Raw genomic sequence first — 19,996 nt, forward strand, 5'->3', positions numbered from 1 at the left:
AGCGTCTCCCACCCTCTTCGGTTGAGATCGTAATAGATCACGCCGCCGAACACCGCTCCCCCGGCCAGGAATGCCAGCCCCGTGGCGGTATCTCCGAGGATCAGCTGTCCCGAGCCGTAGAGGAATGAATAGACCATGGCGACACCGCTCAGCCAGTCGATCAGGTTGAAGAGCCCGTCCTTCTGCGGGATGATCTCCGGGGCAAGCGCGGCGATCGGCTTCCAGAGGGCCGCGTTCGGCCGGACCCGGCGGTAGAAGGAGAGAAGTTTCTCCTGCGGTTCCGGCTTCGTCAGAAAGGTGACCGTCAGCCATACCGCGCTGGTGATCAGGGTCGTGAAGATCAGAATCCAGGCGAAGTCGGAGGGTATCGACTCGTCGAGGTGAAAGACATACTGCATCGCGCTCGAAGTCACCAGAGCCGCCGCCATCGCGGAGATTTCGCTCCATGCGTTAATCCGCCACCAGAACCACCGGAGGATATACACAAGCCCCGTCCCTGCGCCGATCGCCAGCAGGAACTTCCACGCCCCCTCGATCGACCCCATGTAATAGGTCACCACCGCCGAAAGAACCATCAGGAGAATGGTCGCAACCTGCGCGACGTTCACGTAATGCTTCTCGGCCTTGTCTTTCGCCATGAAACGCCGGTAGACGTCGTTGACCAGGTAGCTCGCGCCCCAGTTGAGCTGCGTTCCGATCGTCGACATGTAGGCTGCCGCGAACGCGGCAAGCATGAGCCCCCGCAACGTGACCGGGAAGTCGCTGATGAGGATCCTGATATATCCTGTTTCGGGGTCGGCGGCGAACGACGGATCGTCCTTGAAGCGGACCACCGCCACGAGCGCCACGAGGATCCAGGGCCAGGGGCGCAGCGCGTAATGCGCGACGTTGAACCAAAGCGTGGCCAGGACCGAATGCTTCTCGTTCTTCGCGGAGAATATTCGCTGGGCGACATACCCCCCTCCCCCCGGCTCCGCCCCGGGGTACCACGACGCCCACCAGTTCACGGCGATATAGACGAAGAACGTGATGAACGGCATCCAGGTCGAATGGAGGTCAGGCAGGAACGACAATACCGAGCCGGTCGAGTGCCGGCTCTGCTCCACCGAGACCAGCCCGGCTTTCAACGAGGACAATCCCCCGCTCGCCTCGACGGCGAAGACCGCGAGCAGAATCACCATGCTCATTTTCAACACGAACTGGAACAGGTCGGTCCAGAGCACTCCCCATAACCCGGAGAGCGTCGAGATCGACGCGGTGATCGCCATGATTCCCAGCGCGATGGCGAGCGCCTCGACTTTCGAAACGCCGAGCACGAGGATCATGATCTTCACGATCGCCAGGTTCACCCAGCCCATGATGATCAGGTTGACCGGGAGCCCGAGGTAGATCGCGCGGAACCCGCGGAGAAATGTCGCCGGTTTCCCGCTGTACCTGATCTCCGCAAACTCGACGTCCGTCAGGACCCCCGCCCGGCGCCAGAGGCGGGCATAGAAGAACACCGTCAGCATCCCGCTGAAGGCCATGCTCCACCAGAGCCAGTTCCCCGCGATGCCGTAGCGCGCGACGAGCCCGGTGACCACAAGCGGCGTGTCCGCCGCGAACGTCGTCGCGACCATCGACGTCCCGACAAGCCACCAGCTCGCATTCCGGCCCGAGAGGAAAAAATCGCTCACGCTCTTCGTGGCGCGCTTCCTGAAGTAGAGCCCGATCAAGAGATTGAACCCGAAATAGAGGGCGATCACGATCCAGTCTGTGCTTGTCAGCTGCATGGCGTTACCCTTGAATGGTGGATGGAAGGACTGCGGGCTTCCGGCCGGTGAACATCCGGCTTGTCAACCCCGCGGCGATTGTCGCGGCGCATCCGATCAGCGTGTGCCAGGTGAAATCGATCTTCGTGTACTGCAGCACCGCGACCATCGTGAGGAGCCCCGTAATGAATCCGACGTACGCGTCGAACTGGCCGGTCCGCTTGAAGAAAAGGCCGAGGAAAAAGGTCCCCAGCAAACCGCCGTAGGTGACGGACACGATCTTCAGCCCGATCTCGACGACAGGGTTGCGGGTGTCGGTGAAGAGCATCGCTCCCCCGATCAGCACGAACCCCCAGAAGAGGGTGAATATGCGGGACCACCGAAGCTCCCCGGGCCCTCCTCCCGCCGTCCCCTTCGACGACATCCGGAAGAGGTCGAGATAGGTCGAAGAGGCGAGGGAACTGATCGCAGAGGAGAGCGTTCCCATCGCGGAGGCGAGCACGCTCGCGATCACCAGCCCCGCGATCCCCGAGGGAAGGCTCTCGACGATGAACTTCGGAAACACTTCATCCGAGGATTTGAGGCCGAGCTGCTGCACCGAAACGCCCCCGTAGTACGCGAAGAGACAGAGTCCGAGAACCAGAAAAAACGCAAACTGGATGACGATAAACGTCGCGTCGAGCATCAGGGCCCTCTGGCTGTCCCATCTCGTCTTGCACCCCAGCAATCGCTGCACCAGGAGCTGGTCCGTTCCGTGCGACGCCATCGTGAGAAACGTTCCGCCGAGGAGCGCTCCCACCAGCGTGTAGGGAGAGGCGAAAAACTCCTTCAGGCTCGAGCCCCACGACCCGTTCACGATTTCGAACTTGTTTCCCCCGCCGGCGGTTGCGAAGCGAACCACGTCGCTCCAGCCTCCCGGGAGATGGTTGAGGATGATGAGAACCGCGGCGGCCGCTCCCGCGAGGTAGATGAAGAGCTGCACGACGTCCATCGCGACGACCGCCTTCAGCCCGCCCAGATAGGTGTAGGCGAGGGTGAAGACCCCGACCACCAGAATGCTCGTCGCATAATCGAAGCCCGTGATCAGGTGGATCGGAATCGCCGTCGCGAAGAGCCGCACGCCCGAGGCGAGCACCCTGGTGACCACGAAGACGGAAGAGGTGAATTTTCTCAGCGACTGCCCGAACCGGTGGCCGAGGAAGTCGTAGGCGGTTTCAAGGTCGCCCTTGTAGTACGCGGGGATGAAGATGACGCTCACGAGGAGCCGGCCCGCGAAATAGCCGAACGCGAGCTGGAGAAAGTGCATGTTGCTTGAGTAGGCGATCCCGGGGACGCTGATGAAGGTGAGGGTGCTTGTTTCGCTGGCGACGATCGAGAAGCCGACCGCCCACCAGGGCATCGCCTTGCCGCCGAGGAAATAGTCTCGCGAGTCTTTCTGTTTGCCGGAGATGAGGACCCCGAGCACCGTTACCCCGAGGAGATAAACCGTTACGATCAGGTAATCGACGGTGGAAAAACCCATCAGGGAGGTTAGGGGAGAGGGAAGGGCACCGGAACCGGTCAGTTCGCGATGGCGTCCGCGATCTTGTCGCTGATCGCGAAGACACGGTCGAGCTGGGAGATTTTCATCAAGTCGATGATTTTCTTGTTCACCCCGACGAGGTGGACCCGCCCCCCGTGCTCGCGCATGGTGCGGTCGGCGATCAGGAGCGCGCTCAGGCCGCTGCTGTCGCAAAAGGTCACCTCCGACATCTCGACGATGAGGACCTGCGTGACCTTGGGTTTGCAGAGCACGAGGAACTCCGCCTTCAATTCCGGGCAGACCGTCGCGTCGAGCTTGCGCCCCCGGAGCTTGAGGACCGTCGCTTTGCCGTTTTTCGTTACTTCAAACTTCATGCGTTCTCCGATAGATCCGATCAAAACATCGCCAGCGCCGCCGCAAAGTTCTCGTACAGTGCCTGGGAGGATCGTTGCGGGTTCAACTTCAACTGCACGTTGTAAAACATGTCGGCGGCCGAGTGAGCGAACCCGACGCGCACTCTTGCTCTCGACACTTTGCAAATATACGCAGTATGCAGGACGAAGTCAAGATTCATGTCGATGGCGACGTCGAACGGGCGCGTCATGATCCGCTTCAGGAGGTGCCGCGTCGGGAGCGAGAACCTGTTGATGTCGGAGGAATCGATCCGCACCACTTCGCTCCGGGGGAATTCGGAAAGCGGCGTCGCCCTCGTGCTGTTGTGCACCACCGTCAGGTGAAGATGCATCAGGCGGTCGCGGTACGCGCGTATCGCCGTGCCCGCGAGAACCGAGTTGTCGTACCCCGTCGGCAGCACGATCAGGACGTTCCGCGCATCTTTGAGGAATTCCGTCATGGGCTGAACCACGTCCAGGTCGGTCCGGAACTGCAGCTTTGCGACCTGGAGCCCCACGAATGCGAACGCTTCTTCGAGCATTGGTTTATTTACGCCTCGTTGAACAACACGTTATGCGCGTCTATCTGAGTCACCGGAAGCCGCAGCCTTTAGGCTGCGACCGGCCACCCGCGACCTGAAGGTCGCGGCTACCGACTCTTAATCTGCGCAAGCAACTTTTTTTCGTCCCACAATTCTATCCCGAGTTCCTTCGCCTTGTCGAGCTTCGAGCCCGCCTCCTCGCCGACGATGACGGCGTCGACTTTCCCGGAGACGCTCCCGGCGACCCGCCCCCCGTTTTCCTCGATCAGCTCTTTCGCCCGTCCCCGGCTCATCGAGGCGAGCGCGCCGGTCAGCACGAATGTCTTGCCCTTCAACGCCCCCCCGTTCCTCCCGGACGGACGCGAGGCGAAATGGAGCCCGGCTTCACGCAGGCGCTCGACCATCCGGAGATTTTCCTTATTTCTGAACCAGGCACGGATGCTTTCGGCGATTTTAGGCCCCACATCCTCCGCCCCTTCGAGCTCCTCCTGCGTCGCTTTCTGGAGGTCACCGATCGAGGGAAAGGCGCCGGCGAGCACCGACGCCACGGTCTCGCCGACGTGCCGGATTCCGAGCGCATAGAGAACGCGCCCGTACGGCTTTTCCTTGCTCCGCTCGATTCCGTCGAGGAGATTCTGAACGCTCTTTTCGCCCCACCGCTCCAGGTCGATCAACTCCTGCCTGCGCGATTCGAGGCCGTAGAGGCCGGCGACATCCCCGATAAACCCGTGACTCACAAGCTGATCGACCACCGCCTCGCCCAGCCTGCTGATATCCATCGCCCCTCGCGACGCCCAGTGCTCGATGCGGCCCCGGACCTGCCGGGGGCAATCCACATTCTCGCAATAGTAGCTCACCTCGCCTTTCGGGCGGGAGATCTTTGACCCGCACTCCGGGCATTTCTTCGGAAACGTGAACGGCTTCGAGTTTTTCGGGCGCTTCGCGAGGATGACGGAAGAGACTTTCGGAATGACGTCCCCTCCCCGCTCCACGACGACGGTATCTCCCTTCCGGATGTCGAGCTCGCGGATGTAGTCCTCATTATAGAGGGAGGCGCGGCTCACCGTCGTTCCTCCGATGAAGACGGGCTTCAGCAAAGCCACGGGAGTGACCGTCCCCAGGCGTCCCACCTGGAGGCGGAGTCCTTCGAGGACCGTCTCGGCCTGCCGTGAGGTGAACTTGCACGCGATCGACCATCTCGGACTCTTCGCGATCGCCCCCAGCCGTTCCTGCTGCGCAAGGGAATCGACCTTGACGACGATCCCGTCGATGTCGAACGGAACGCTGTCCCGCTTCTCCTCCCATTTCTTCCAGTGCGCGATCACCTCGTCCACGCCGTCGTACCGGCGGGCGCCCTCGTCCGTCAGGAATCCGAGTTTGGCGAGGCCCTTCAGGCTGTCGAAATGGCTCTCGAGGCCCCCGCGTTTCGACCGGACGTAGTAGGCGAAGAATTTCAGCGGCCTCGTCGCCACGATCTTCGGGTCCTGGAGCTTGAGCGTCCCGGCGACGGAATTCCGCGGATTGATGAACACTTTCTCCCCGGCGAGCTCGCGCTCCTCGTTCATCTTTTGAAAGTCCTTCCTGAGCATGACCACCTCGCCCCGCACTTCCGAGTCGAGAAGCGCCGGGTCGCGCGTGTCGAGCCGGAGGGGAATAGAGCGTATCGTCCTGGTGTTGTTCGTGATGTCATCCCCCTGCGTCCCGTCTCCGCGGGTGGCGCCCCGGACCAGGACCCCCTTCTCGTAGATCAGGCTGAGCGAAACGCCGTCGAACTTCAGCTCGCACGCATACCGGTATTTTTCCCCGCCGAGAAGGCCCCGCACCCGCCGGTCGAACTCGCGAATCTCCTCCTCCGAATAGGTGTTCTGAAGGCTCAACATCTGGACGCCGTGGCTGACGGTCCGGAACTCCTTCGTGGGCTGGCCGCCGACGCGCTGCGAAGGCGAATCGGGGGTGAGGAGTTCGGGATGCCGGGATTCTAGATCCTGGAGCTCGCGCATGAGCTTGTCGTACTCCTCGTCGCCGATGGTGGGTTGCGCCAGGACGTAGTAACGGTAATCGTGGGCGCGCAATTCCTTCCGCAACTGTTCGATCCTCTGAAGTACCGGGCGTGGGGCGCGTGCCATCAGGTCGCCGTCAATTGTGCTTTGGCTGAAATTTCTCGATGGTGGCCCGGCTCAGGAAGACGTTCTTGACGGGTTTGTCCGGCCGGGAGAGCGAGGACAACCTGATCCCGTTGAGCGTGAACCCGGCCGCGGCCGGATTACTGAGGGTCAGGAGAAACGACTTTTCGGCCCTCCACTGCATCGCGCGCATGGGAGGAAGAAGGAACTGGCGGGGCATCGCGTGATCGATCGCTATCGTGACGAGGACGCTGTCCGAGGCCCTCCCTTCGAGCAGGAGGCTGTCGCCCCGCGCAACCTGAGCCGCGGTATCCTGCGAGTGAGCCACTGAATCCGTCTTCCGCACCTGGGCCGCGTATTTCTCCTCCTGCTCCTTGACTGCATCGTTGAAGGAGAGCTCCTGCACGGGCCCGGTATTCTTATCGCGGCTCATCCAGAAAATGAAAATTCCAAGAATCCCGATGGTGAGCATTCCAAATCCGGCAATGAGAGCGCGCCTATAGCTTCTGGGCGTTTCGGGAGCCCCGGCCTCCGTCGCGAAGGTCCGGCCGGCCGCGGGAAGCTTCCAGCCCGGCGGAATTTTGGATTGAACGGCGGGAGGCTCAGGTTCCGGCATTTCGGGCGGGGGCTGCTCCGGAATCTGATCAAGGTCGAGGCCCACTTTCCGGGCATAGGACTGGAGAATTCCCCGCACGTACGGCTCGGGCACGGCGGGCGGGATTCCCTGCTCGAGCTGTTCGAGGAAGGCGGGGTTCACGTTGATCCCGGAGGCGATCTCCTCGATCGAATATCCCCGCCGGAGGCGTTCCTCGCGAAGCCTCACCCCAATCGAAACCAGCCGGGACGCTTTCATCGGAGCTTGCTGAGATTCATCTCGTCGTTATCGTGAGAACGGGTCGATCATTCGGGAGGACCTCCGGCTCTGCCGGCAAACATACGAAGAACGGTTTTGATTTGCAACTGACGGTTTCACCGTCATCCTGAGCGAAGCGAAGGATCCCCCTTCGCCGTCCGGCATCCTCACTTCCCCGGGGCGGCTTCGCTCCTGGCCCGCAAGGGCACAGCCGGCGAATCGAGGATCGACCTGATCTTCCGGGCAAAGTCGGAAAGCTCGTATGGTTTTTGGATGAACCCGTCGATCGACTGCGCGAACTCCGCGTCGTCCAGCATCGAGGCGCTGTAGCCGCTGCAGACGAGGACCCTCATCGAAGGGCAAATCGTCTTGATTTGCTTGAACGTCGCCCGGCCCCCCATCCGCGGCATGTTCATGTCGAGGATGGCAAGATCGAACCACTGGCCGGCCGAGAGCCGGTCGACGGCTTCGCGACCGTTTTCCGCCATCTCAATGGCGTATCCGAGCTCCGTCAGGATGTCCGCGCCCACCGTTCCCACCGAAATCTCGTCTTCGATCAGCAGGATCCGCTCGGAACCCCCCACCACATCGCCGGACCCCCTGAGGTCGGCCACCGCCGCCCGGGCGCTCTTCGACCTGGGGAGATAGATCGAAAAAATCGTGCCGCTGTCGACCTCGCTCTCGACGCCGATGTATCCGTTGTGGCTCCGGACGATCCCGTAGGCGACGGAGAGGCCGAGCCCCGTCCCTTTCCCCGGTTCCTTCGTGGTGAACAGCGGCTCGAACACCTTGTGAAGGATCTCCGCGGGAATGCCGAACCCGGAATCGGTCACCTTCAGCATCACGTACTCTCCCGGTTTCCCGTCCGCAAACTGGCTCGCCTGCTCCTCGTCGAGCGACGCGATGCCGCAATCGATCACCAGGACGCCTCCGTTCGGCATGGCGTCCCGCGCGTTGAGACAAAGATTCAGGAGAGCCTGCTGGAGCTGGCCGTCGTCGCCGTCCACCACGACGGGTTCGGGGGAAGGGGTGAACTTGATGTGAATGGTCTTCGGCGTCGTGGCTTCGAACAGCCTGAGGGTCTGGTCGATGATCGTGTTCACGTCCACCGGGGTCGTATGGGGAGTGTCCTTCCGGGCGAACGTGTTGAGCTGTTTCGTCATCGCCGCGCCCCGCCGCGAAGTCGTCTCTATCAGCTCGATGTATTTTTCCAGGCGCGCGTCCGGGGAGAGCTTGCGCTTCATGATGGACGCCGAACCGAGGATCGCCGTGAGGATGTTGTTGAAATTGTGCGCGATGCCGGCGGTCAGATTCCCGATGCTGTCGATCTTCTGCGCCTGGAGGATCTTCTCGTCCATCTTTTTCTTGAGCGTGATGTCGCGGAGCACCATCCTCACCACCGACGGTTTCCCCTCCTGGTCGTACACGAGCGAGGTGTTCACGCTGACGTCGAGGAGCGTCCCGTCTTTTTTCTGAATCTGCTCTTCCACACCCTTCAGCTCCTGTCCGAGCTCGAACATCTTATTCAGGTGCGACCTGATCTGCTGGTGGCCCTCCGGGGGATAGAGATGAAGGACCGGATGGCCGATGATTTCCTCTTTTGCATACCCGAGCACCTGGCTCTCGGTCAGGTTGCAGCTGATCACGACGCCGTGCCGGTTGATGCTGTGGTACATGTCGGGGGAATACTCGAAAAGATCGGCATAGAGCCGTTCCGATTTGCGGAGCTGGTCGAAGAGGAACGCGTTCTGTAAGGCATTGCTGATCTGGTTGCCGAACGCCTGGATCAGCCCGATATTCTTCTCCTCGAACCTCCGCTCATCCGAGCCCGCGATGATCAACACGCCCGCGAACGCCCCCTGGCGGACCAGCGGAATCGAGGCGAGGATATTGAAATCCTGATTGCGGAACTCCTCCGAAGCGGAAGCCATGATGCGAGGATCGCCCGCGTGCAGGACATTCGGTTCCGTAATCCAGCGCAGGAGGCCGTCCCGGCCGAAATCGGTCCAGGCGAAGAATTTGGAAACCGTCCCGGCGCTTTGCTTCAGGATCAGCCCCTCGTTTTCAAGCAGATAGATCCAGCCGCACCCGGCGTACATCAGCTCCATCACCTTGGCGAGGGCGGACTGGAGCACATAATCCAGCTCCACCGAGTGGTTCACCGCCTCGGCGATCGTGTTGAGCTCGAGGAGCTCCCGCCGCTGTTCTTCCAGGATCCTGCCGTACCGGAGCGAGAAGTAGACGCTCACGAATCCGATCACGCCGACCGTAAGGATGCTGATAAAATCGAGCCAGGTAAAGCTGCTCCTGGTGACGAAGTGGACCGTCACGATGGTTCCCATTGCGACGATCACCGCCGTGGACGCCACGACCTGGGACTGTTCAACGAGTCCCATTTTGGACGCCGGTTTTCGGAACGGTTTAGCGGTTTTTTCAGCCATATCTCTCGAAAAAGGTACTAAGATTGGGGGTGAGTATCAACTAGGTGAGTTTCGTTGACTTCTCGATCCGCAACCCGAAGGTCGCGCCTCCCGATGCCTCGGGCTTGGTAGGCGCAGGCTTTAGCCTGCGTTAAGTTGCACGCGACCTGAAGGTCGCGCCTACCCATGCCTTGGGTTTGGTAGGCGCAGGCTTTAGCCTGCGTCTCAGGCGCCCACAAGGGGGGCGATGATCGGAAGGAGACTATTCTTTCAAGCGCGGGTCGATATACCCCGAGTTCAGTCTGAGGTCGAAGTAGAAGAGTTTGTCTGCCACCCGGAATTGATCCGGCCTTTCGGCCGGGATCTCCATCGTCTGCCAGACCGGCGTGGGGTAGATCCAATTCAACGCCTTTTCCGACACTCCGGCTTTGACGGGCATGCGGAAATCCGGGACGTCGGCGGCCCAGCGGTACTTCGCGGTTACCTTGCTCCCCTTCTTCCTTGTGACGACTTCGAGGTGGGGGGGCGCAGGATGCTTCAGGTACTGGTCGAAGAAATAGGTAAAATCCTTACCCGTCTTCCTGTTGACGAACCCGACGATGGTGTCCGTCGTGACGGTGCTGTACGCATACGCCGATTGAATGCCGCGGAGGATCGAGAACCAGAGAGAGTCGTCGTCGATCACGCTCCGGAGCGTGTTCAAAACGAGTTGCCCCTTGTCGTACATGTCGCCCGAGCCCTCCTTCTGAACGTTGTAGGTTCCGATGATCGGCTCGGTGTTGTGGACATTTTGCTTTTTCCCGTTGATGTAGGCGAGCGACTCGTCGCGGCCGAAATGGTCCTCCACATAGAGGGCCTCTGCGTAGGCGCCGAAGCCCTCGTGGATCCACATGTCGGCGACGTCTTTGGAGGTGACGCTGTTCCCCCACCATTCGTGCGCGCTCTCGTGCACGATGATGAAATCGAACTTGAGCCCCACCTCGGACGACGCCCTACCGACATACCCCCGGAGGAAGCGGTTGCCGTAGGCGATCCCGCTCTGGTGCTCCATCCCGTTGTGCGGCGACTCGATGAGCTTGTAGCCGTCGCGATAGAAGGGATACTTCCCGAAGTATTTCTCGAACGTTGCGAGCATGAGTTTCGCCTGCTCGAACTGGACTTTGGCCTCCTGCAGGTGATACGGAAGAACATAGTAGTCGAGGGTGAGCGCGTCTTTTCCGCTTCCGTAGAGATCGGAGAAGTGGGCATACTTGCCGACATTGACGGTCACGTTGTAGTTGTTGATCGGATAACTCACGAACCAGTCCCAGCGCGTCCACCCGCCGGGGAGCTTCGTTTCGGCGCGGAGGCGGCCGTTCGATACGTCCATCAGTCCGGCGGGAACCGTGACGCTGATCAGCACGCTGTCGGGTTTGTCCGATTGATGGTCCTTGTTCGGCCACCAGAGGCTCGCGCCCGTCCCCTGGCAGGTGACCACAACCCACGGGTTCCCCGACGAATCCTTTTTCCAGGTGAACCCTCCGTCCCAGGGGGGATTCTTCGCGACCTGCGGATATCCCGAATAGGAGACCTTCACCTCGTGATCGGAGCCTTTGGCGAGCGGGTGTGGAAGCCGTATGAAGATCGCATTCGAGTCGCGATCAAACGGGACTTCCGCTCCGCCGTCGAGCGTAATCTTATCGACGGACATGTTGTGAAAGAGATCGACCTGCATGCGGTCGAAGGTGGAGTCGGCCGTGAACCGGATGGTGTTCGATCCCTCCAGATATTGCCGCCCGGGGTCGATCTTCACGTCGAGATGATAATACCGCAGATCGTAGCATCTCCGTTCCGGTGTGAGCATGCCTCGGAGCGTGTCTCCATGAGTGAAGACAGGCTCGGGGCGGGGAACGAAGAGCGCCTGGCCGGCGGCCGCGGAGAAGAGGAGCCAGGATGCGAACAACGGAGTCAGGAGTTTTCTCATCGTTTTTCCAATCCCCGGAGCCGGCGGAGGGCCGCCCGGACCGGTTCGAGATCGGGGGCGATCCGGAGGGCCTGCTGGTACTGCGATTCCGCCTCGCGGAACCTGCCCTGGAGGGCCAGCACGTCGCCATAGTTGAAGTGGGCCTGGACGTTGTTCGAATCGATGCGAATGGCTCCGGCAAATTGCTCCCCCGCTTCGTCGAACTTCTTTTGAACGGCATAGAGCTTTCCCAGGTTCAGCCGCGCGTCGATCGCAGAGGGGTTCAGCTCCACGCTCTTCGACCAGCGTCCGGCCGCTTCGGGATACCGTCCCCGCCGCGCGAGCGCCGTGCCGAGGTTGAATTGCGCGTTCCAATTTCCCGAATCGTTGCGGACGGCTGCTTCATACATCGCGAGCGATTCGCTCCCCCTCCCCATCCGGTCGTAGAGAATTCCAAGGCTGTTGTACGCCTCCGCGCTGGCGGAGTCCAGCCTGATCGCTTCCGCAAACTCACGGAGCGCCTCCTCGTTCTTCAGCTGTCCGCCGGCGATCATTCCGAGGACCGTGTGTGCCGCGGAATAGCCCGGCCGAAGCCTGAGGGCGGCCAGGCATTCGGCCCTTGCGGAATCCGCCTTTCCTTCGCGAAGATAGACGCGCGCCAGAGCGCAATGTGCGGCCGGGTCGCCCGGTTCGAGGGCTGTTGCGGCCGCGAATTCCGCCGCCGCCTCCCGGAGTTGACCTTTCTCGGCAAGATCGCTCCCGAGCGACGCGCGTAATTCGGCGTCGCCGGCGCCGTGGCCGGCGACCCACCGGTATTCCGCGAGGGCGCTATCCCGCTGGCCGAGCGCCATCAGCGACACGGCGAGATTGTGATGAGCCTCGATGTACTCCGGCTTGATGCGGATGGCTTCCCGGAGATGGACAATCGCGCCGGCATGATCGCCCGAATCGGCAAGGTCCGCTCCCAGATTGTTGTGAGCCACATAGTTTCCGGTCGTGACGGAGAGGGCGCGTTCGAAAAGCGTGCGGCTGTTTTTCCAGTACGACGCCTGGGCGCGGCTCGCCGGAAGCATCGCAAGGAGCGCAAGAACGAAAAGGGCCGGAAGAGCGAAGCGCGCGAGCCGGATCCGGCTCAGCGCCTCTGGAATTCCCCAGGCGGCCATGATGGCAAGGCCGATCAAGGGTAGATACATGTAGCGGTCGGCCCATCCCTGGAGTCCGACCTGGACGAGCCCGAGCACGGGGACAAGCATGCCGAGGAACCAGAGCCAACCGGTGATCAGGTACGGGAAGCGCGCCCGCTCCCTCCAGAGCCAGAATGTGACCGCTCCGAGGAGAAGCGCCGATCCCGCCGCTTCCCACACGGGTATGTTTTCGCCGGTATGGGGATAGAAAACCGCCAGCCCTGACGGAAAGATCGACTCCCGGAGGTATGTGAAATAGGAGAGGGCGGCGTTTGCAGCGCGATAGGGAAATGGGAGGGAAGAGATTATATCCATCGCCCCGCCCGTGCGCTGAACCCAGAATGTGATTGCGCTCGAAGCGACGGAGAGGATGAAGAAGGGTAGTTTCTCGAGGATTGCCTGTTTGAATGAAACGACTCCTCCCCCGCTCTTCCCTGATCCCTGAGCGGCGAAGAGGCGCCCGAGCGGCCAGTAGTCGAGCAACAGGAAGACGAACGGAAGCGTCACAAGCGCCGGTTTCGACATGAGTCCGAGAGCAAAGAGCCCCGCGGCGGAGAGATACCAGGCGCGGCCTCCCGAACGGGCATACCGCAGGTATGCGGCAATGGAGAGCATCGCGAAGCAACCGCTCAGGACATCCTTCCGTTCCGCGATCCACCCCACCGACTCCACATGGAGCGGGTGGAGGGCGAAGACGAACGCGACGAACGCGCTCTTCCAGAGAGACCGCGTGGCGCGCTCCAGGGAGAAGAAGAGGACCAGGGAGCTTACGATGTGGAGGAGCAGATTCGTGGCATGATGGTACGCCGGGTCGGGGCCGAACAGCGAATAGTCGAGGGCGTGCGAAAGCCAGGTGACGGGATGCCAGTTCGCCTCTTCCGTCGATGTGAACGCCCATCCGACGGTCTGCATCGAGATACCCGAGCGGACATGCGGGTTGTCGAGGACGTAGGAAGGGTCGTCGAAGTTGACGAATCCGCAACTGAGAAGGGGCCAGAGTCCGGCGAGCGTCGCGATGACGAGACATGCGGCGATCGCGAACCTCCGCCATCGCGCATCAGACATGAGTTTCATTCCGGAGCTGACCGCATCCATCGCTTGCCGTTACACCGGGAATCTCTTATTCGGGAAGGAAAAACCTGACTAGAAGTCGGAACGGCGGGATTTGAACCCGCGACCCCTTGCACCCCAAGCAAGTGCGCTACCGGGCTGCGCTACGTTCCGTAACGGTGGAGCAAAAAACTCTACTTTCCATCTGTCATTCTGAGGAGCGAAGCGACGAAGAATCTTGCCCTTCTATGAAGAGAACCGGGGAGATCCTTCGCGGAGTTTACACTGAGCGAAGCGAATGTGCTCAGGATGACAATCAAGACCGGGGGAAGTGTACCGTCAGGTCAGGCGAACCAGAAGCTCCTCGAAAAACTTTTTGATTTCGATCATATCCCCACGGAGGCGATTCTCGGTGGCCCTCACGGGCTGGCCGGAGCCCGCGCCCGCCGCTGCCGCCGGAGGCTCCGACAGAAGCTCGAGTTGTTCCCCGCTCTCGTTTTCCGAGACATAATTGATCAGCACCTGCTTCGCCCCCTCGATCGTGTAGCGCTCCTCCCGCAGCAGTTTCTTGATGTAGAGAATCAGCTTGATATCGCGGTTCGTATAGATCCGGTTCCCCGCGCGGTTCTTCGAAGGGTTCAACGTTTCGAACTCCGATTCCCAGTAGCGGAGCACGTATTGCTCAAGGTCGGTGATCTTGCTGACCTCGCTGATGGAGTAATAGAGCTTCTTTATGCCTATTTGCTTCATGCGATTATTCCCTTCTGTTGCCGGATGACGGATCTGATAGTGCAAACATACGGAATTTGCGGTCGAAAGGCAATCATCGCTCGATGATCGCGCAGGCGACGACGACATTCTCCGAGTGGGAGATCGAGACGAGCACCCGGCTGTCTTTCAAAAGGTCCTTCAGACGGCCATAGAGGACGACCGACGGTTTTCCGACCGCGTTGTTCTCCACCTCCACGTCCTTCCACCGGAAACCGCTCGTCCAACCCGTGGAAAGCGCTTTCGCGACGGCCTCCTTCACGGCGAACCGGGCCGCGAAGTGCGGTGTGGGGTTTTTTCTGGCGTTTGAGTAGGAGAGCTCCCTCGGGGTAAAGACCTTCTCCAGGAACGCCTCTCCCCACTCCCCGATCGTTCGCGCCATCCGCGGAATCTCCACGACGTCTATCCCGACTCCTTCAACCATGGGAGACGAGCGCTCCCGCATTTTCCTTCTCCACGATCGGGATCAGGTCTTTCACGTCGTTGATCTCATAATCCGCATGGGTTTCGACGGTCCCGAACGTGTCGCCGTAGCGGGCGAAGACCGTCTTCATGCCGAGGTTTCCCGCGCCGACCATGTCTCGCTCCGCCCAATCTCCGACCATCAGCGCCTCTTCCGCCGGAACTCCGAGCAGCTCCAGCGCCTTCCGGAAGGGTCCCGGTGCGGGTTTTCGCTCTCTCGTGTCGTCGAATGTCACGACCGCGTGAAAGATGTGATGGAAGTTCAGGTAAGAGAGCCGGAGCCACGCTTCGCGCCCCGGGGCGTCGGAGACGACGGCCAGGAGCAGGCCGCGTTTCAGAAGCTCCATCAGGGTCATGTAGACATGCGGGTAGGGAACCAGCGCCGCTTCGCGGGCCCGCCGGTATGAAATGATCCCGGCGGAAAGGATCTTATAATTGACCTTGTTGAAGAGATCGTAAAGGAGCTCGTCGAACACGCTCTGAAACTCGATGCCGCGTTCCTTGTAGATCGAGTCGATCCTGGTTTTCACTTCCTCCGGTGTGAGGTTGAGGCCCGCGTCGATCATCGCACGGATCGCCGCGTCGATCGCCTGCCGCTTCATCCCCATGAAATCGACGAGCGTGTTATCCAAATCGAAGATGACGGCCCGGATCATGAGTAGAGTTTGGGCTTCGAGCTCCTGGTCACCTCATCCTCGATGAATTCCCGCAGGCTCGGTTTGACGAACGCGGTTTCGATGCCGAATTCCGCGAGCGCCTGCGCGAGGCACGACGCCTTCCGCGGGTCGGAAAGCCGCTTGTTCACGACGAGCACTTTCTGGCTTTTCAAAATGCAGTAGCCTCCGTCGAAGTCGCCTTTTTCGAACCTCACCTCGAGGGCAAGCTGCTTTGCGAGCTCGGTGAGTTCATTCAACATCAGGAGATAGTTCATGCCTGGATCATATTGCGTTTGATTTTGGGCTCAAGGCGCAGCCTGAAGGCTGCGGCTACCGACGCCTCTTGTTTCCCGGTAGGCGCGACCTTTAGGTCGCGTCTCGTCGGTTGATGCCCTTCTTCAGTCAAGAATAGCGATTTCCCGGTCGAAAATCAACATCTCATTAATGGCGGCACAGTCGGGGTTTCGTCAATTCTCCCTCCAACTCGTCATGCTGACACGCTTTAGGTCAGCATCTTTCAACTCTTTTAGAAAGATCCCGACCAAAAACATGTCGGGATGACGGATAAGAAGAAACTGCAAGACTGCGTTACTGCCGGGAGACGAACGTGCGGAGGGAATCGAGGCGCGCGACGGCGAAGACGTTATGCGCGTCGCGCCTGAGGACTTCCTGATACATTTCGATCGACCGCCTCGGAAGAGCGCGCTGCTCGAACGCCCTGGCGAGGAACAGGAGAGCGTCCACGTTGTCGCGGCGTTCCCCGAGGGCCCGTTCGGCTTCGTCGAGCGACTCGTCGTAGAGCTGCATCGCCTTGCAAATGCGCGCGGCCGAGAGGTGAAGGTTGCTTCGCTCCCCGGCGGTCCCGGATTTGGCCGCCTGGAGAGAATCCCGGATAGCGGTCAGATGCTCGAAGGCCAACACCACCGGATTCGTGGAGTCGATCCTCTCGAGGATGGTAAGAAACTTTTGAGCCGTTGCGCTGTCGCCGAGCTGGAAATCAAAATGGAACCCCCAGAGGAGCCCCACAAAATAGGAAGTGTCGGTATCCATCAACGTGTTCATCAGATCGGCGGCGCGGCGGTAGTAACCCGATTTCCAGTAGATCGACGCGGATTTGAACGTCTTCACGGCCTGCTCCGTATAGAGCTTCGAGGATCGGGCCTTCGCGAGCAGGTCGGCGGCCTCGAACTGGTTGCGGGCGAGCTCGGCGTAGGATAAGGCCTGCGGCTGGCCGAGGAGAGTCTGGTACGCTTTCCGCGCCCCCGTCGAGTCGCCGAGGATCAGGTCCGCGACCATTACCTGGTAGAGCACGTCTCCCGATACCGGCGCAATCCGGAGCGCTCGCTGCAACGCCGCGGCGCCTTCGGTATAACGGCCCGCCATCAGTTCGCTTCTCCCCGTCCTGAGCAATTCGGTGACGCTCACGGTGTCGAAGACGGTGTGCGGGGGCGAAAGCACGTTCGGCTCGAGGAACGTCGAATGGACCCGCATGAGGTTCGGCGCATCGGGAACCGGTTCGAACCAGAACCTCCGCGATTCGCGCATCAGAAATTCAAACTCCCGGAGGTCGAGCCACCGGTTGGGCGCAAGGAGATATTCCACGTGATGATCGCGCAGGAGAGACTCGAACAGGGGAAGGGTCACGCCGGGATCGATCTCGAGCACCTTCCTCCCGCCCGAAACGACCGCGACATCCTTGATCGGGCTTCCGATCACCGCGTCGGCGGACATGTTCCCGTCGATCCAGCCCCTCAGGCGGTCCCATTTGAACCTGAACATCTCGGGGAGGGTCGGGTGACCGGAGATCGCGTCGGGCGAACGCCTGTACTCGAGATTCGTCCGCAAAAATGCCTGCATCGCGACGACATTCGGGACCAGCAGGATCAGCAGCGCGGCCACGGCCGTCGAGGGCCGCCGGAGAAACTGAGGCGCCCGTTCCATCCCGGCGAGTGAGAGCGTTCCTCCCGCGAGATAAAAGTAGACAAGCGGGCAGAGCGGGAGCAGGAATCTGATGTCGTGGACGGGATAGGCGCAAATGGCCAGGAGATAAAGAGCCGCGAAGAGCGCCCGCAACGATGCGTTCGGCGAGCTCCGGAAATCCCGCACCAATCCAGCCGCGGCGATCGGTACCGCCGCCCCAAGGACCACATACCTTCCCGCCCCGAGGAGATCGGCAAGAAACCGGTACGCTCCCGAGGGCTCGACCACCAGCTCGTTGAGCTGGCGCGTGAACATCGGATAGAAAAAGAGCCCTCCGATCTGTCCCGCGTACGCCTTGAAGGAAATCCAGATCCGCAGGGCGAATTCGTTGGCGATCGGGGCGTCGTCGGGAGTGACGAAGTGACGGCCGATAAGGGAGAAATTGCTCACCTGCGATCCCGCCTTCGGCGTGACGAGGACGTGGTTCCTGAAATACCAGAGCGCGAAGAGCGCCGCTGCCGCGCCGAGCGCCATGAGCGCGCGCTTCCTCTGAGACCGCGAAAGAGAGACGAGGACGACCGCGGCGACGAGGGCGGCTCCTGTCTCCCGCAACAGCGGAAGAAACGCGAGGAGGGGAATCAGGTACAGGAGGATCTTCCCTTCCCGGGCATCCGGCTCTTCCAGCTTGTCGATCAGAATGAAGATGAGAAGGACGAACGCGATGAACGGCGCCTCGGAGAGAACTTCCGTGCTGAAAAAGAGCATCGCGGGATTGAGCGCGAAGACGAGCGCGCAACAGGCCGCCGCCGCCCTTCCGAACGTCGGGAGAATCCAGCGATAGAGGAGAATCAGCGATAGCACCCCCCAGAGAAGCGTCCAGACTTTCACCGCCATGAGGGACATTGGAAAAAAGAGCTCGGCCGGGACAATGAGGAGCGCATACAAGGGGGCATGGACGACGAACCGGTCCGGAACCGGCTGCGTGCCGTCGACGTACCCTGCCCCGTGCGCCAGCGAATTGCCCCAGATCAGGTAGCGGCAACTGTCGGGCGTGTAGGCGGAGAGGTCATTCAGCCGGAGCAAGCCCCCTGCAAAAAACACCGCGCAGATCCCCGCGAGAAGCGCGTGTTTCTTGAGCGAATCGATAAGAGACGCCACCGGGCTCAATCGAGACCGGGGGCGCCAGTGGAGGAAAGCCGCCCGGGAGAGGCGCTGAGAATCATCGGGCGGAAGACCGTGAGTCCGATGATCGTGTAGTAGGATAGAAGCGCGATCATCGGGACCCCGGCGAGCGCCGCGAGGCGGTGGATGAAAATCTTCCGGAATTCAACAAGATCATTCGAGCCGATGTGATCGAGGTACCACATCTTCCCGTCCAGCACCGCGGTGTACACCTCGACCGGGGTAAAGAGAAAAAAGAGGATCACGCTCATCATCAGCCAGCCGTGCTCGCGAAGAACCAGCGACGTCGACCTGAGGTACGCGATGCCCGACACGACCACGACGAGATAGGCGATATCGACGACGAGGGAGCTCTGGGCGATGAGAGCGAAAACCGCGCGCTCCACATAGGGGTGGATATTCGTCTTGAAGTCGAGGGTGCCGGTCTCCAGCAGGTCGAAGCCGATGATCGCCCTGATGTTGACGCCCCCGAGCCAGATCGACCCGGCGATGCAGAGGGCCGCGAGAGAAATTTTTGCGATGACCGGTTTCATGACCGGAGAAACATATATCTTTTCAAAGAGAGTTGCAAGAGAGGGGGGCGAGGGTGGTGAGAGGAGTCACATGCGAAAAACGCAGCCTGACGACCTGCCCTCCCACCGCATCTCGCTCCCACGGTCTCCGTGGGAGCGTCGAACTGGGACGCTCCGCGTCCCCGGCCGCAGAGCGGCCGAATATCCCGTTCCCACGCAGAGCGTGGGAACGAGGCATCTTGGGGAAGGGGTAGCCGCAAGCTTTAGCTTGCGGGAATCAGGTCCGCGATCGCCTGCTTTCGATCTCGTAGTTCTTCAACCAGCTTAATTCGGCGAGGAGGGAAAGGAGGTTCTCCAGGCCCTCCGCGGAGGGAGTGAGGTAACGAACGGCAAAAGCCCGTCCGGCTTCGCCCGGAGATCCTTCCACGAGAGACCGGAGAAGCGCCAGGGTCTTCTCCATCTTTTCGGCAAACTCGGCCTCAAGGCGTGAGACATCCTCGCCGCGTGTTCTCTTGAGAAGGGCGTACGACTTCGTGAGGAACTTGGCGTAAAAAGCTGCCTCGTTGAGAAGAGCCTCCCTTCCGCGCGCAAGTCCGAGGAGCAGGGCGATGTCGCCGCGGTGCGAAAACTTCCACCCCGCAAGATTCTCCAGCCGGTCAAGAAACGAATCGATCTCCGGGTGGCTCTCCCCCGACGGTTGCTCCATGGGACCGGCGC

The 19,996-nt window shown here is 60.9% G+C and carries 16 protein-coding genes and 1 tRNA gene; all 17 read right to left on the bottom strand.

From position 1 onward, the window contains the following. The coding region (locus tag VI215_09705) for a sodium:solute symporter family protein (GenBank protein HEY6192581.1) at positions 1-1,772 on the bottom strand (1,772 nt) is incomplete at its 3' end. A gap of 4 nt (positions 1,773-1,776) precedes the next feature. Then, entirely contained in the window at positions 1,777-3,273 is a 1,497-nt protein-coding gene (locus tag VI215_09710) for a sodium:solute symporter (protein HEY6192582.1), read from the bottom strand. 38 nt (positions 3,274-3,311) lie between these two features. After that, positions 3,312-3,647, bottom strand: coding sequence for an STAS domain-containing protein (locus VI215_09715; protein ID HEY6192583.1), 336 nt, complete (start codon positions 3,645-3,647; stop codon positions 3,312-3,314). 20 nt (positions 3,648-3,667) lie between these two features. Then, a complete protein-coding gene (locus VI215_09720) occupies positions 3,668-4,207 on the bottom strand; it encodes a hypothetical protein (protein ID HEY6192584.1) in 540 nt (179 codons plus the stop codon). Between the two features lie 107 nt (positions 4,208-4,314). After that, positions 4,315-6,333 (bottom strand): NAD-dependent DNA ligase LigA, encoded by a 2,019-nt coding sequence (gene ligA, locus VI215_09725; GenBank protein ID HEY6192585.1) that lies wholly within the window; start codon positions 6,331-6,333, stop codon positions 4,315-4,317. Between the two features lie 10 nt (positions 6,334-6,343). Next, positions 6,344-7,183: a helix-turn-helix domain-containing protein gene (locus VI215_09730; protein ID HEY6192586.1), complete on the bottom strand. Its 840-nt coding sequence runs from the start codon at positions 7,181-7,183 to the stop codon at positions 6,344-6,346. A 167-nt stretch (positions 7,184-7,350) separates the two neighbouring features. Continuing rightward, on the bottom strand, positions 7,351-9,579 hold the full coding sequence (locus tag VI215_09735; protein HEY6192587.1) for a PAS domain S-box protein: 2,229 nt from the start codon (positions 9,577-9,579) through the stop codon (positions 7,351-7,353). 286 nt (positions 9,580-9,865) lie between these two features. Beyond that, the gene (locus tag VI215_09740) at positions 9,866-11,566 is read right to left on the bottom strand and encodes a M1 family metallopeptidase (protein ID HEY6192588.1); all 1,701 of its coding nucleotides are present in this window, start codon (positions 11,564-11,566) and stop codon (positions 9,866-9,868) included. After that, complete coding sequence (locus VI215_09745) at positions 11,563-13,803, bottom strand: tetratricopeptide repeat protein (protein ID HEY6192589.1); 2,241 nt, start codon at positions 13,801-13,803, stop codon at positions 11,563-11,565. The genes VI215_09740 and VI215_09745 overlap by 4 nt, the downstream gene beginning before the upstream one ends. Before the next feature lie 76 nt (positions 13,804-13,879). Further along, a tRNA-Pro gene (locus tag VI215_09750) sits at positions 13,880-13,953 on the bottom strand. A 165-nt stretch (positions 13,954-14,118) separates the two neighbouring features. Next, positions 14,119-14,529 (bottom strand): MerR family transcriptional regulator, encoded by a 411-nt coding sequence (locus VI215_09755; GenBank protein ID HEY6192590.1) that lies wholly within the window; start codon positions 14,527-14,529, stop codon positions 14,119-14,121. Positions 14,530-14,602: 73 nt separating this feature from the next. Next, on the bottom strand, positions 14,603-14,992 hold the full coding sequence (acpS, locus tag VI215_09760) for a holo-ACP synthase (GenBank protein HEY6192591.1): 390 nt from the start codon (positions 14,990-14,992) through the stop codon (positions 14,603-14,605). After that, positions 14,964-15,665, bottom strand: a complete 702-nt coding sequence (locus VI215_09765; GenBank protein HEY6192592.1) for an HAD-IA family hydrolase — start codon at positions 15,663-15,665, stop codon at positions 14,964-14,966. Before VI215_09765 ends, acpS begins: the two co-directional genes overlap by 29 nt. Then, entirely contained in the window at positions 15,662-15,940 is a 279-nt protein-coding gene (locus VI215_09770) for a hypothetical protein (GenBank protein ID HEY6192593.1), read from the bottom strand. Before VI215_09770 ends, VI215_09765 begins: the two co-directional genes overlap by 4 nt. A gap of 313 nt (positions 15,941-16,253) precedes the next feature. Next, complete coding sequence (locus VI215_09775; protein ID HEY6192594.1) at positions 16,254-18,743, bottom strand: hypothetical protein; 2,490 nt, start codon at positions 18,741-18,743, stop codon at positions 16,254-16,256. A 5-nt stretch (positions 18,744-18,748) separates the two neighbouring features. Then, a complete protein-coding gene (locus tag VI215_09780) occupies positions 18,749-19,300 on the bottom strand; it encodes a hypothetical protein (protein ID HEY6192595.1) in 552 nt (183 codons plus the stop codon). A 256-nt stretch (positions 19,301-19,556) separates the two neighbouring features. After that, positions 19,557-19,985, bottom strand: coding sequence for a hypothetical protein (locus VI215_09785; GenBank protein HEY6192596.1), 429 nt, complete (start codon positions 19,983-19,985; stop codon positions 19,557-19,559). Between the last annotated feature and the right edge of the window lie 11 nt (positions 19,986-19,996).

The sequence above is a fragment of the Bacteroidota bacterium genome (assembly GCA_036522515.1).
Taxonomy (GTDB): Bacteria; Bacteroidota; Ignavibacteria; order UBA10030; family SZUA-254; genus VBOC01.